The 13,721-nt window shown below is 37.0% G+C and carries 16 protein-coding genes; 9 read left to right on the forward strand and 7 right to left on the reverse strand.

What is annotated here, in order from left to right; all coding sequences use genetic code 11:
• The first annotated feature begins 63 nt into the window (after nucleotides 1–63).
• The 5 genes from DEAC_RS23670 (at nucleotide 64) to DEAC_RS19000 (ending at nucleotide 3,516) form a co-directional block, all read left to right on the forward strand.
• Entirely contained in the window at nucleotides 64–204 is a 141-nt protein-coding gene (locus tag DEAC_RS23670) for a hypothetical protein (protein WP_161796478.1), read from the forward strand.
• 118 nt (nucleotides 205–322) lie between these two features.
• Nucleotides 323–586, forward strand: a complete 264-nt coding sequence (locus DEAC_RS18990) for a polysaccharide deacetylase family protein (protein ID WP_047811655.1) — start codon at nucleotides 323–325, stop codon at nucleotides 584–586.
• A gap of 254 nt (nucleotides 587–840) precedes the next feature.
• Nucleotides 841–966: a hypothetical protein gene (locus DEAC_RS24625; protein WP_282434464.1), complete on the forward strand. Its 126-nt coding sequence runs from the start codon at nucleotides 841–843 to the stop codon at nucleotides 964–966.
• Between the two features lie 315 nt (nucleotides 967–1,281).
• Complete coding sequence (locus DEAC_RS18995) at nucleotides 1,282–1,971, forward strand: response regulator transcription factor (RefSeq protein ID WP_047811656.1); 690 nt, start codon at nucleotides 1,282–1,284, stop codon at nucleotides 1,969–1,971.
• Nucleotides 1,972–2,013: 42 nt separating this feature from the next.
• Entirely contained in the window at nucleotides 2,014–3,516 is a 1,503-nt protein-coding gene (locus DEAC_RS19000) for a sensor histidine kinase (RefSeq protein WP_047811657.1), read from the forward strand.
• 41 nt (nucleotides 3,517–3,557) lie between these two features.
• Here DEAC_RS19000 and DEAC_RS19005 read toward each other — a convergent pair whose 3' ends face one another.
• Nucleotides 3,558–4,205: a hypothetical protein gene (locus DEAC_RS19005; protein WP_047811658.1), complete on the reverse strand. Its 648-nt coding sequence runs from the start codon at nucleotides 4,203–4,205 to the stop codon at nucleotides 3,558–3,560.
• An 80-nt stretch (nucleotides 4,206–4,285) separates the two neighbouring features.
• On the reverse strand, nucleotides 4,286–4,585 hold the full coding sequence (locus DEAC_RS19010) for a hypothetical protein (RefSeq protein ID WP_047811659.1): 300 nt from the start codon (nucleotides 4,583–4,585) through the stop codon (nucleotides 4,286–4,288).
• Nucleotides 4,586–5,170: 585 nt separating this feature from the next.
• On the opposite strand from DEAC_RS19010, the gene DEAC_RS19015 reads away from it, so the two are divergent.
• The 3 genes from DEAC_RS19015 to DEAC_RS19025 all read left to right on the forward strand — a co-directional run bounded on the left by DEAC_RS19015 (nucleotide 5,171) and on the right by DEAC_RS19025 (nucleotide 6,904).
• Complete coding sequence (locus DEAC_RS19015; protein WP_242847213.1) at nucleotides 5,171–5,995, forward strand: phosphodiester glycosidase family protein; 825 nt, start codon at nucleotides 5,171–5,173, stop codon at nucleotides 5,993–5,995.
• 230 nt (nucleotides 5,996–6,225) lie between these two features.
• A complete protein-coding gene (locus DEAC_RS23970; RefSeq protein WP_200903164.1) occupies nucleotides 6,226–6,396 on the forward strand; it encodes a hypothetical protein in 171 nt (56 codons plus the stop codon).
• A 193-nt stretch (nucleotides 6,397–6,589) separates the two neighbouring features.
• Nucleotides 6,590–6,904, forward strand: a complete 315-nt coding sequence (locus DEAC_RS19025; protein ID WP_242847214.1) for a hypothetical protein — start codon at nucleotides 6,590–6,592, stop codon at nucleotides 6,902–6,904.
• 193 nt (nucleotides 6,905–7,097) lie between these two features.
• On the opposite strand, the gene DEAC_RS19030 is transcribed toward DEAC_RS19025, so the two are convergent.
• From DEAC_RS19030 to DEAC_RS19055, 5 genes are all read right to left on the reverse strand, one after another.
• A complete protein-coding gene (locus tag DEAC_RS19030) occupies nucleotides 7,098–7,583 on the reverse strand; it encodes a flavodoxin (RefSeq protein WP_047811662.1) in 486 nt (161 codons plus the stop codon).
• A 103-nt stretch (nucleotides 7,584–7,686) separates the two neighbouring features.
• A complete protein-coding gene (locus tag DEAC_RS19035; RefSeq protein WP_047811663.1) occupies nucleotides 7,687–8,451 on the reverse strand; it encodes a MerR family transcriptional regulator in 765 nt (254 codons plus the stop codon).
• 289 nt (nucleotides 8,452–8,740) lie between these two features.
• Entirely contained in the window at nucleotides 8,741–11,287 is a 2,547-nt protein-coding gene (locus DEAC_RS24330) for an FIST N-terminal domain-containing protein (protein WP_242847215.1), read from the reverse strand.
• 404 nt (nucleotides 11,288–11,691) lie between these two features.
• Nucleotides 11,692–12,210 (reverse strand): DUF3231 family protein, encoded by a 519-nt coding sequence (locus tag DEAC_RS19050; protein ID WP_047811664.1) that lies wholly within the window; start codon nucleotides 12,208–12,210, stop codon nucleotides 11,692–11,694.
• A gap of 25 nt (nucleotides 12,211–12,235) precedes the next feature.
• Nucleotides 12,236–12,787 (reverse strand): DUF3231 family protein, encoded by a 552-nt coding sequence (locus tag DEAC_RS19055; RefSeq protein WP_242847216.1) that lies wholly within the window; start codon nucleotides 12,785–12,787, stop codon nucleotides 12,236–12,238.
• Nucleotides 12,788–13,106: 319 nt separating this feature from the next.
• On the opposite strand from DEAC_RS19055, the gene DEAC_RS19060 reads away from it, so the two are divergent.
• A partial coding sequence (locus DEAC_RS19060) for an IS110 family transposase (RefSeq protein WP_047811665.1) occupies nucleotides 13,107–13,721 on the forward strand: 615 nt, incomplete at its 3' end.

Below are 13,721 nucleotides of genomic sequence, written 5' to 3' on the forward strand. Positions count from 1 at the left end.
TATTTCTTTAATTTCGGCCAAATTATTTATAAAGATATTAAGATTTATCAAGGAGAGTTAGCAATGAAAAACAAAGATTATTCTGTAGCGGATCTATCACAAGAAGACCTTAAAAAAGTCCAAAAAGCAGAACAAGAGATAAACCAAGGAACAGATAGTTCCAAAATATTAATTGCTTATGATAAGAAGAGTACTAGTATATAGTATTTGATTCCTAGAATTGAGAACCACAGGGCTGCAAATTAGCAGCCCCTTTTATACTGAATCAATTTCTTCGCGTTACATGAAGTTAATAAACACTATTAAGCTGAAAGGTACTATAATGAAAGGTACTATTTCTGTGGGTGCAGGAATGGTTTCAAAGCAGGAACTTGAAAGTCATCTTGGGATCAATGTACAGTCTCTATGTTTTCCTTCAGGAAAATTTAATAAAACCACCCTAGCTTTAATGCCAAAGGTTGGATATAAACTGGGCTTTACAACGAAATCCGGTAGGGTACATTTAGGTGATAACATATTGACATTGAAGCGCGAGCGAATTTATGGAGGTATGCCTCTGGCATCATTTCAAAGCCTTTTCCCGTAAGCTAAGTTATCACTGATTCTCACTTTTATTTTGAATAAATAAGATCTAGATCTTGAAGGTGGACTGCATAACAATGACATTACATATCTTGTCATCTTTGGGATTATAATTATTACTATGAAATTATAAATTGGAAACCTTATAAACTGAAGGGATTACTTAACTAAATGGATTATCCCCTCGCCCTCTTGTCTATGTAATAAAGGATTTCTGGAAAGAAAAAGTTTCTAAAAATATTAGGGGGTGTGATTTTTTTGAAAAAAAAAGATCTTTACAAAATCGAAGACGATGTTAAAGTAGTTACTGAATTATGTCAGCTTAAAGATTTAGATTGTGAGATCAAAATCGTTAACCAATTAGATCAGTTTAAAGACGAGTAAATTACGTTCCTTTCTAGTTATTGAGAAGAATCTTATCAATCTCTCATCATCTAACGGTGAGGGATTTTCATTTATCGAACTAGCAGAATGTATTTTGTTACTATTTAGATTAAGGTTACAACATCAGTATGTAGCAGACTGTTTTTTGCCAATGATTATCTCCTAGCTATTTTGTTTTTTTAGGTACTATGGGCGTATAATCATGTTAATTTAGTGACTTTCTTCTCAGCTGATTTTAAGCAATTGTGCTTATAATTTTCTCTGGACGGTTGGGATGGTAGATACCGACTATAAATCCTAAAAGGATGTGGATAAATGGATTCTTTTTCATTTCGCATTTTAGTCGTCGATGATGAGCCTTCGATTCGACAAATGTTAGACTTAGGTTTACGAAAAGCGGGTTATGTTGTGAAAACTGCAGCTAATGGGCAAATCGCATTAGAACTTATTCCCGAATTTGACCCACATCTAATTATTTTAGATTTAATGATGCCTATCATGGATGGAAATGATTTATGTCAGGCCGTTCCGGAAATTAGTCAGGCTCCTATGATTATGCTGACTGCTAAGAACTCAGCAAAGGATATTGTTGTCGGCTTAAGGCAAGGAGCCAATGATTACCTGACCAAACCTTTTCATTTTGAGGAACTATTAGCAAGAATTGAAGTTCAGTTACGAAACCGCTACCCAGAGTTGACTGGAAAACATACTATAGGTGCTTTTTGCTTGGATGAAGCACACCATTCTATTACGTTTAACAATTGTCAGCTCTCCCTTTCCCCTACTGAATATAAACTATTATCCTATTTGCTTTGGAACCCTGGTCAAATACTTAGCAAGAACTCCATCCTAACTCACGTTTGGGGATACGACTTTGACGGTGAAGACAATATTGTCGAAGTATATATCCGTTACCTTCGTGACAAACTTGGCGACAAGGAACACAAATTAATTCAAACTGTGCGTGGTGCAGGCTATCGCCTGGTTCCTCCGCTGAAGCATTAAAATTCTTAAATATAATCTTCTCAAAGGAGGGAAGGTGTTAGAATGCAGGATGAAAGTAATAAAACAGATTGGAAAAATTCTCTGACTACTAAACTATTAGTAAGGTTTTGGTTGAGCCTTTTACTGGTATCACTAATTATGGGAGTGATTCAATATCAGGCTTTAAATTCGTTTTTGATGAGAGGAGAAACCCAGGATCTACAGACTCAGATAGGTTCATTTAATGTAAATCAACTAAAATTATGGCTGGATCATGAACAGCAATTTCCCAAGGCTTGGCAGAGCCTTAGTCCTGGTGTTGTCATTGGTTTCTTTTCACCGGAGAAAAAACTTGAAGGAATATTCAGTCGTGAGGTAGTCAAGACTAAAAATCCTTACGTTTTAGAAAAGTCTTTTTTTCGAAAACAAATTAGCAAAGATAAGCTTCGAACGAATGTAATTTTAACGTCCCCAAAGGGCATCCGCTACAGAGTTATCACTGGGCCAATCTACCTAAATCAAGAAACTGGTGCCAGTGTAACAGGACAGATGTCAAAACAAGTTTCAACCAATATATTAATCGGTTATGCAACTCTATCTGCCCCTCTAACACAGATCAACAATATACTCTACCACCAATTTCAGGTTTTCCTTATCAGCACGCTGTTTATTCTCGTGTTTGGAGGACTTTTGACGTTGTATATTCTAAAAAAACCTCTGTTACCTTTATCACGCATGTCCGAAATCTCAGGAAAAATAGCTGCTGGCAATTACGCCTTAAGAATACCCGAGGAACCGGCAGCATCAGAAATTGTGCATCTGAGATCTGTTTTAAATCAAATGCTTGATACTCTTAATCAATCTTTAACGACTGAAACAGAAGCCAAAGAACAAATGGCGAGGTTTATTGGTGACGCTTCCCATGAATTGAGAACACCTTTGACGTCTATCCGAGGATTTCTGGAAATCTTGTTGCGCGACCCAGAAACAGACTCAGAAACATTAGCTGCAGCCCATAAATCAATGCTCACTGAAACTGAGAGATTAATTCACCTTACCAAGGATTTATTGACTCTCAATCGTTTAGCAAACCAAATCGATAATGATCCGCTAGTTAAACCAGAAACAATTGTTCAAGATGTTCTTCCGGAAGTTTTGCCCCTATTGAATTCACTATTAGGAGATCGCACCTTAGATATCCATGGTGACGAAATATCCCTTCCTGTTGAACCAGGAGAACTTAAGCAAATTCTCTATAACCTAGTTCATAATGCTATTCAGCATACTTCTGTCAATGGAAAGATTTCGATAAAAACTGAAACAAATGATAAGGCAAGATATCTTTATGTTTCAGATAACGGTGAGGGAATCGCCCCTCAGGATCTTCCCTATATATTTGAGCGTTTATATCGAGGCAGCAGATCAAGAGAGAGAAAAGGCGGTAGTGGTGCAGGCTTAGGATTGGCTATCGTCCATGAATTCATAAATTTACGAAGGGGAAAAATCGATGTCGAAAGTAAGTTGGGAAAAGGTACGACGTTCATAATTTCTTTCCCCAAAGAGTGAATAAAGGAGAACCGTACTCAAGTGTACGGTTCTTAAAAACATCAGGTTGATGATGACGTTGATGTTGAAGGTGAATTTGAAGCAGGAGTTGTCGTTGAGGACGACGTATTCAAATCTCCATTAATTTTCTGAAGATCTGCTAAAATCTTTTGATAAACGCTGATTCTGTTTTGAATGTCTGCTTGAACCTTGCTTAAGTCTGAAGTAACTGCCGAGGAGTTACTAGCTTTATTATCAGTTTTAAGTTGTGTCCAATCCCCTTTAGCAGTTTGAGCAGCTCCCTGGGCAGTGGCTATATCATCCTGCATGGGAATCATGTCATTAAGGGCAGCTAATAAAGCATTGTAGTTCTTACTTTGACGATCTGTTTTGATTTGCGCATGCATCGTTTGTCTCAAAGTTTTAATTTGATCCAGCAGTTGTTTATCTTGAACCTGAAGTTGGCGAATCGGAGCCAAATTTTGCTGAAATTGCTCTGCATTTTGTAAATGCAAAATTTCATTTTGAAGCTTCTGTTTTCTGGCAGCCGCTTGGTCAGCGGAAGTCATTGTAGTTCCTGTTGAGGTATTTTGACTTTGAGAAGTTGTAGGCAGAGACGATTGGGTAGTATCAGCAAGGACGGGAAGAGAAAAACTAAAGATTGAAGATGCTATCAAAGAACAAGCTAACAATTTACTTGATTTTCGCATAGGTAAATTAATTCTCCTTTATTGAATATATTTTAATTATTGAATATTGATTTCTAGTTCGTACTTTTTACTACTATTCATTACAAATTTCCTAGACTTCTATTGAGGGCGTTAAGAGATTTATCCAGATTTTTGAGATTTTCATTGATTTGAGCATTAACTTCTTGCTTTCCCTTAGCCGCTTTGATGTCGATGGACTTAACCTGCTGCTGACTCGTCATAAGGTTAGGGGCAGCTGCTTCTTGTTTATTAGCTGTTGAAGTCGCATTTGGAGTACCCGCAGCGGAACTTGAAGACTGAGTACCACATCCGGTGAGTACTAATAATGTCGACAGAATCGCCAAGGAAACAGAAATTGCTTTTCGGCGAAATCGTTTCATCTATGCGCCTCCTTTCTTGTCAAACATATCGTTTACATTGCTTATTCTAAGGAATAAAACTGAGAATTTGCTGAGAAATTCTAAAGCTGCTTACAAGTTCGATGGGTCTTCCCTCATACAAATTCCAATCTAGATTTATCAAACTTCATTTAAATGACTTAGAAAAAGACATAGCATTGAGTAGGATATATCTCGGAGTTTGCGTGACTTAAACAAAAGGGATAATATTTATCTAGCAAACATTTATTCTATATCGAGCATTAATTCAATATCGAGATAGGGTAAGTTTGTTACAATTTTCAGTACAAACCGCAGGTTAAGCGATTTTCTACATATTCAAGACTTTCTAATGGAGGCAATATGGATAGCTCTGGAATTCCCAAATCCTCACACCAAAGGATACAATCACGACCCAAAAAGAAACCTTTTGCGGTCTACCATTACAAACGAAAAAAAAGATTACTCCCCCACCCCATTGCGTGGCCTTTCCGTTTACTCACCTTATTTCTGTTCCTCTTTATGGGGTTTCTTTATTGCCCGCTTCAACCTTTTGAGACAATTCGTAATTTCTGGGTAGAAAGTGCTATGACATCAATGAGCCATCAGTATTTGGCAAAATGGTTTTTTAGCGATGCCAAGATTCAAAAAATACTGGACAGTGATCAAGCTCAAGATTTGGGAAACTCCGATTCAACCCTGATCAATGCACGCAGTACCAACAAGAATAATAGTACCGAGCTCATTAACATTAGTCAGAATGGCTTTAGTGGATACTTACTAAAGATCAATAATCCTGGTCGCGTCAGGGTGGCAGTAACACATTATCTCGGCAAAATCGGAGAGAGAGCAGAGGATATTGCCTACGAAACTGGTGCTGCAGCGGTAATTAATGGCGGAGCTTTTAGTGATCCCCAGGGCAACGGAAGCGGTGGGCACCCACAGGGTATCCTCATCTCGCGCGGTAGACTTCTATACAAAGACCCTGGCGTTTCAACCTACGATATCATAGGCTTGAATCAAAGAAATGTCCTTGTACTAGGTCATTATACCTTAGCTAACGTCAAACGGATGGGGATACGTGATGCAGTGACATTCGGACCTTTTCTTGTCGTCAATGGTAAACCTGCCATAACCCATGGAGATGGGGCATGGGGAATTGCTCCTAGAACGGCCATTGGGCAAACAAAAGATGGCACAATCTTAATGCTGGTCATCGATGGACGCCAGGTTGGGTCACTAGGGGCCACTCTGAAAGACGTTCAGAATATCATGCTCAAATATGGTGCCTATAACGTAGCCAATCTCGACGGAGGGGCCTCAACCGTCCTCTATTATCATGGCTACATTGTAAATCACCCATCTAGTCCATACGGCGAACGCCATGCGCCATCATTTTTTATCGTAAAATAGTTTAGGTTAAATATTTAGCAAAACATATTTTCCATATTGTACCAACTCCTTAAACAATGCATATTATGTAATAACTTTAAACTAAGGAGGAAATGAAAATGGCATTTGGTGCTGTTGATGGAGTTTGTACCCCTAATTTTATGCCTGGTATCGCAATCGTTGTCGTAATTATTCTTTTGCTTATCGCAATGGGTATCGTATTCTAAATTTTAATTGAAAGGAGAAATTATATGTACGGTTATGGTCATTTCCCTAACATTTCACCAGTTGGCGCTCCTCCACACATCGGACCTATCACAACCTGTTGTCGACCAATCTGTCCCCCTGTTACAGGATGCGTCGGTGTAGGAATTATTGCTATTGCCACTTTAATTCTTATCGCTTTAGGCGTTATTTTCTAAATACAATGGCTACCATCCTTCGAGATGGTAGCTGTTATCTACTTAAACAGAAAAAGAAGATTAAAATTGCTGCCATTTTTTCTAAATGGCAGCAATTTTCTGGTTCGTAAGCATCGGTCAACTTTCGGAGACAACGTAAATTGAATAATATGGAATCGTAGGAAATATCCATCCACTAAAATTATTAATTGAGGTGAGAAAATTGGTTCATCCCCGAACAAATGTTGTCCCTATATACGGTCATTATCCGCATCAAGTACGCTGGTATCCGGTGAATTATACAGGCGGCTACGAACCAGCTTGGTGGGAACGTTACGAAGAACAGTTTGAACCACGATGGATTAAAGAAATGGAAAAACGTATGGGGTTTATTCCAGGCAGAGAACCTATTTGGTGGGAACTTTTCGAAGAACAATTTGAACCAGCTTGGCTTCAGCGTTTGGAACGTCGAATGGGTATCCCACAGCCATTTGATCCTCGTTATGATAATCCTTATAAAGGATACTAATTTAGATAGTTTTTTTGTAATCAGGGGCCAGAGTACGGGGGACCCACTCCCACTTATGAAGTGGGAGTCTTACGATTGGATAAAAAGGTCCTTTTTTCATACCACCGTTTGTGATAAATAATCTGGTGATTAAAAGTAAAACCAGAGCATTATTTTGCGTTGCTCTGGTTTACTATATTTTCGTTTGCCGCTTTTAAACCTTTCCTAACGATTCATATCTTATTAACTTAAGCCAATTTGTGACCTCTTCCGATGTGAAAGTGCCATTTACAGCTAAACCGGGCAAAGTTATGGATTTTAAACATTCCCTAGCTATATCATTTTCAATTTGGCAAAATCCGCCGCCTCCATGAGTACAAAAGGGAATTACCGTTTTACCTGTAAAATCATGTTGTTTGAGGAAACTCATAACTGGTGGGGCTAATGTTTTAAACCAGTTAGGTGTACCTATAAATATTGTTTGGTAACCATCTATTGATTCATTTCCAAATATGAGCTTAGGACAAAATCTACGAGAAATTTCATTTCTTACTTCTTTAGCGGCTGTATTATAGTCGAAGGAATAATTCTTTTCCGGAATTAACTCTCTAAGAGTACCGCCGGTTTGTTTTGCTATTTCTACTGCTAGATTTCTGGTGTGTTGGAAAAGCGAATAATAAACAATCAGTATATCGTTCATATTTACTTTCCTTTCGTAAAATCATGAAACTCTAGTTTTTCATTTTCCCACAAGTGGGAATGGTTTTCATCCCTTGCTTCAGTGCGTTTAATCCAATTATTATTTATTTTATATTTGCAGTATAGATTCGGACCGCCTCTTTAAGAAATGCTGCGGCCCCAGGTTTTTTCTTGTCGTAATAAGCTTTGAATCTCTCATCGGCCACATACATTTGAGTTACTCCTAGATGCGCCTCTTTACTATAACTGCTCCAAAAATAACTTAGCCACTGACGGTGCAAATCCGCTGCTTTTTGGGCTAATTCGCCCGCAGGATCACCAGTTTCAAATGCAGCATAAAGAATCTCAAGAACTTCTTTTTCCAGCCGAGTGACCTCGTCATATTGTTCCGGTGTCATATTGAGCATCTTTTGCTTGGAATTATTAACTGCATCATTACCGTATTTTGCACGGATTTCCTTGCCATACTTCTCTTCATTATCATCTACTAACTTCTGTTTGAAGCCTTCAAACTTTTCCTTATCGGACATTGTACTACTCCCCTCTTTTACGGCAATAGATTTATCAACATTTATAATCAATAAATCTAATTGTTTTCGCTTCTCAAGTAGTTTTCCACGGTGTTCTCTCAGTGCTCTCATTTCATCAAAGTCAGGGGAAGAGACTATTTCCTTAATTGTTTCCAAACTAAGATCCAGTTCTCGATAAAAGAGAATTTGCTGTAAACGATCCACCTCTGCTTGACCATATATTCGATATCCCGAGGAGTTAATTCTGGTCGGCTTTAAAATTCCAATCTCATCGTAATACCTTATGGTTCTTGGACTAATACCCGATATCTGCCCTAATTTTTGTACTGTATATTCCATGTTCTCACCTCCCGATGAGATAACTGTAAACCTTTACGTTACGGCAATGTCAACACGTTTTTGCAACTATTCTGTTGAATATCAAATCGTTAGCTTACTGTTGAGGAACTTGAATAGATTTACTTCTCCACTAATGGTTGCACCTTAAAAATAACGGAATCGGTGTACCAGATCAACATTCTCCCATACAATATCTATATACTATATAAAGAAATATCCTCCAGACTTTTAGCTAGAGGAGTTCTTGTCAGTAAAGTTTAGTAGTTTAATAAACCTTACATTTATACTATTATTTTTTGTCACACGATTTATTCAATATCTTTTCAATAAATAATCTTGTTAGCTCGGGGTCAAACTGCAACCCAGCGTTGCTTCTGAGTTCTTCTATTACCATTGTTTCAGAAAGAGCACTCCGGTAACTTCGTTCACTGGTCATCGCATCATAAGCATCTGCAAGTGAAATGATTCTGGCAAATTTCGGAATAGTCTCACCCTTTAAGCCTTTTGGATAACCTGTGCCATCCCATCGTTCATGATGGGCGAGTATACAATCTGCAATATCCAACATGTAATTCGACGAATTTAGTATCCTATAGCCAATTTCGGGATGCCGTTCTATTTCAATTCGTTCCTGTTTTGTAAGCCTTCCCGGTTTATTAAGTATACCTTCTTCAATGGCAATTTTTCCAATATCATGAAGTAAGCCTACTACTTTAATTTTATTTATTTCAATTTCTGATAACCCCATGGCAACCCCAATGCTTTGGCATAGTTCACTTACTCTTTTAGAATGTTGTTCTTCTCTTGGACTTTTTTCATGCAAGGTATTTATAATTGTTGTTATTGTATCTCGAATATTATTTTGATTGTCCAAGATTTTATTTTTATACATATAATCTTCAGCGACTTTCAGCGTTTTAAAAATATCTTCACTTGGTTCTTTCTTTGTTGCCCACCCAAAAGAAATGCTGATACAAATAGTATTCACTTGTTCGTCTGAACATTGATTCTTAATTCTTTGAACAATCGCTCCCGCTTCATCCGAGTTAGTTCGTGGTAGAAGAAATATAAACTCATCTCCTCCCCAACGGGCTACTATATCATCCGTTCTACATGCTTTCCGAATGACACCGGCGACTTTCAGTAAAAGTTCATCCCCTTTTTCATGTCCGAAAGTATCATTCACAAGCTTCAGGCCATTGACATCCCCCATAATTATCGAGAGAGGAAGATTCCTTTCAGAATCTAATCGTCTTATTTCTTCCTCGTAAAATCGACGATTATAAAGACCTGTCAATTTGTCATGATAGCTTAAATATCTAATTTCATCTTCCTTTTTGATCCTATTGTAAATTTCCTCTTCAAGCATAATATTAAACTGTTTTAGATCTGCTGTTGTCTCCTCTAGTTGTTGATTTAGTTCCATTACTCTTTTATGCAAGTTTCTATTTTCATCAATGAGTTCTTTGATTTCACGCGAATTTAAGTCTCTATAATAATTATAGTCCTTGCTTTTAAAGACTAGCATGGCAGCAGTTTGGTTCAGGTGTCCAATAAATAACTCTCCATAAGAAGAAAATCCGACGTTTGGTATATCATTAAAAATTTTTCTATACTCTGTAAGCAAACCTTTCTTTTCTAATTCAAGTGTTCGCTTAATGCATTGGAAATTTATGATCCCTTCAATCTTATCTGCTTTAATATTATTTAGGGAAGTCTTTGTATCCTCAATAATATTAGTTGATTCGAGTAATCGAACTTCCATTCCTTCGAGAATGCTGCAATCAAATTTAATATTTGTCCCTCTCGTTTCGCGAGGACTTCTTACTAAGATTTCTTTTTCTCCAATAACCAACCCAACAGGATGGGTCAAAAAATACTTAGTTGCTTCTTCAATAGATTTTACACCTATTGCATCCGCATACGCTAAAATCGCAGGTTTGTGATTGAATTCTATGACTTCTCTAGTTTCTTCATTAACTTTATCTGCGATAAGAACATGATCTAAGGCCTTGAAGCTTTGAGTTTTAATAATATTGAATTCAGCATATGGACTCATTCTAAGAAGAAGAAGAACCGCTGAATCGGTATAAGCCTTGCCGTTTGCACAGACATGTGTTTTGACATACTTGAGATCATCCCCAGCAGAACCGCCAATAAAATAAACATTTGTTCTATCGCCAATTTTATCCATAATCTTTTCTTGTTTCATACTTAGCCCATCAATTAAGACAATTCCAACATACTCTCTAGGGTTCATTGCAGATGAACTTAAATTAAAGTATTTTTCAAAGGATTTAAATGCTCCTTCAACGCATAATTTATTTTGAAGATGTTCAATTACTTCCACTTTTGCATCCGAAATAATCTTTGAATTAAAAGCCATCGCAACTACAGAGTTTTTTAAAAATTTCCCATTTACTATTTCACCTGCAGTGGAGCATCCAATCACTATACAATCGTCAAAGGCTTCTTGCATACAAGCGCTTAATTTATTGTAATCAAAGCTGGAAGAGCCAAAGAATATCAAAAGTTTTACTTTAAAATTTAATAACTGTCGTTTAATTTCGGATACAGCTTCGCTTATAGTCGTTTGAGTAGAATAGACCGGCTTAATATTAATTAACTCTTCTTCCATAGTATTAATATTTAATTCTTTAGCAATTTTAAGCAATCTTTCAATGATTATTGGATCATCTATCGATGAATTGTCATATTGATTAGGATTAATTCCTTTTAAGATAAATTTGGCTTTTGTCATTTCTGCAATTGCGGGATTACCTCTTGATCTTTGAAAAATAATCTCATCAATTATCTGTTTGATTTTACCGCTCAAAATTTCACCATCTTTTTATAAAACATTAATTGTCTTCTAGTGCGCACAACATAATCGGAATAATATACCAATCATACCATTTTTGATTACTTAATATAAAAACTTTAGGAATATTTTAATTTATCATTTTACAATGACTTGAATATCACAAATTTTATCTAATTGTTTCGATATAATTTTTATAATTCCTCTAATTTTTTAGTTAGCCCTTACAATAATTATTAAGCTCATTAATTCCAATAGAAACATTATGGCCTCCAAGAAAATACAGTGGCCTCGTTTCAAGATGTAAGTTTCCTCGAAAGCAAGGCCATTTTTTCTCGTTCCTGCGAGCCTAATGTAATATAATAATTGATATATAAATATTTTCAACTTTAGCGTAACACTTATCTTTCTCGTTTTAGCTATGGCCTATAGACCGGTGGTTTAATTAAATAATCCTTGATTTTGCCGTATTCGAGATAGTTATCATAGATTTTCATTTCTTCTTCCATAAAGGAAATAAACAAATCTCTAATTTTGGGCGATGTGCTATGAATGAAGGCCATGGTATGAACCGGCAAAAAGGCTTGGATACCCCTTAAAATCCGCCTGTAAATATGCCTGTCCGATATCAGCTCAGCATTTACCGTCTCTTGGGTTTGTTTGGGCGGCCGAAGGGGTAAAGTAATGCCATAATTCAAAAGCTCTTTTTCTAACAACTCGGTATGCTTAGCAAGAGTTTTGTTGCCTAAATTAAGGACTAATTTCAAATCATCATCTTTGACAAAGTTATGTAAAAGATTAGTAATATAGATAACGTTATATCTCTGCATCAAATGATTCCAGAGATGATAAACCTCGCTGACATTTATGGTAGTTTGTTTATCCCTAAGAAACTCGTTCATTTCGGAGATATCTTTAATATACTTTAATATCTTCATAATCTAAACCTCAATTTTTTTACTTTTATGGACGGTAGACAGGCGGTTGATTTAAATAGCCTTTTAATTTACCGTATTCGACCAACATTTCTTGTAATTCTATAGTCAAGAGCAAGTGATTTTTTAGTCCTTTCCTGACGTCAGGAGTGGTACTTTGCATAAAGCCGATACCAAGAATAGGGAAAAATGCGGCAATAACTTCATAAAACATTAGAAAAATGTCTCTATCGTTGACAGCCTCGATTTGAACTGTCGAACTTACGTCTGCCGGCGGTCTTATAGGAAAAGGCAAATCGTAATCCCGCATTAAAGCTTCCATATCGTTAATCCCCAGAAAAAGGCCATCCTTGACCTTGTTTTTTATTATCTTCAAATCATTGTCTTCAATCATATGTTCAAAAATCTGGATGCTTTCTAAGGCATCTAACTTGGTGACTAACACATCCCATATATAAAAAACTTCAATTACATTAATTATTCTTTGCTTTTCCCGGGAGGATTTACCGATTTCAGCTATCTTTTGGACTTTATCCATAATATCTACCATTTTCAACCCTGCCTTTTTTATCTCTCTCACTAGTTTATAATTTCTCATATATGGTTTTTTATACAACACCTTGGAATATTTGGGGCTAAGCTTTTGATCGAGATATTTTTTATAGATACTCTAATATGAATTCTTGTTCTCTTTATCTTTCAAAAAATAGAATCTTTACCTCTGCTCTTATTTTGGATTAAAGAATAAAATATTATATTTTGGAAACTGTAAAATTAAAGTTAAAGGAGCATTCCTGTAGTAGGAAAAAATGAGCTTTGTCAAAAAGAAGACCTCACGTTACAATTTGAAAGGACTGTTGGCCAACAGAATCCAATCAAAATAACGGAGGTCATCCCAAATGAATTTTACACAAAACGAGAAACTAAAGCAACTTTCTGAAAGAAGTATTGTTATCGGAGTGGACATCGCCAGCGAGCTTCATTACGCCAGGGCTTTCGACTGGCGAGGAGTAGAGCTGGGCAAAGTATTCAAGTTTGAAAACAGTGCTGAAGGATTCAGGGATTTCTATGCATGGATTGAACGTTTAAAAGGTCAAGCACAAAAGGACTGCATAGTGGTAGGCGCAGAGCCAACCGGCCATTACTGGTTCGGCCTGGCATCATATCTAAAAGAGCAAAGCATTAAGCTAGTCCTCGTAAACCCATTCCATGTAAAGCGTAGTAAGGAGCTTGATGACAACCACCCCAGCAAAACGGATGCTAAGGACCCCAAAACAATTGCTAAGCTGGTCATCGAGGGGAGATACAATGAGCCCTATATCCCGGAGGGGATCTATGCAGAACTGCGAATAGCGATGGCTTGCAGAATGCGCATCCAAAAGGAAATGAGCAGTATAAAAAATCGCATTCAGAGGTGGCTGAAAATCTACTTTCCCGAGCATGAAACGGTGTTTGGAAAGTTTGATGCGACAAGTAGCATGCTGGTTCTGCAAGTTGCCCCGCAACCTAGGGAT

Origin of the sequence: Desulfosporosinus acididurans (genome assembly GCF_001029285.1) — a bacterium.
In the GTDB taxonomy this organism is placed as follows: Bacteria; Bacillota; Desulfitobacteriia; order Desulfitobacteriales; family Desulfitobacteriaceae; genus Desulfosporosinus; species Desulfosporosinus acididurans.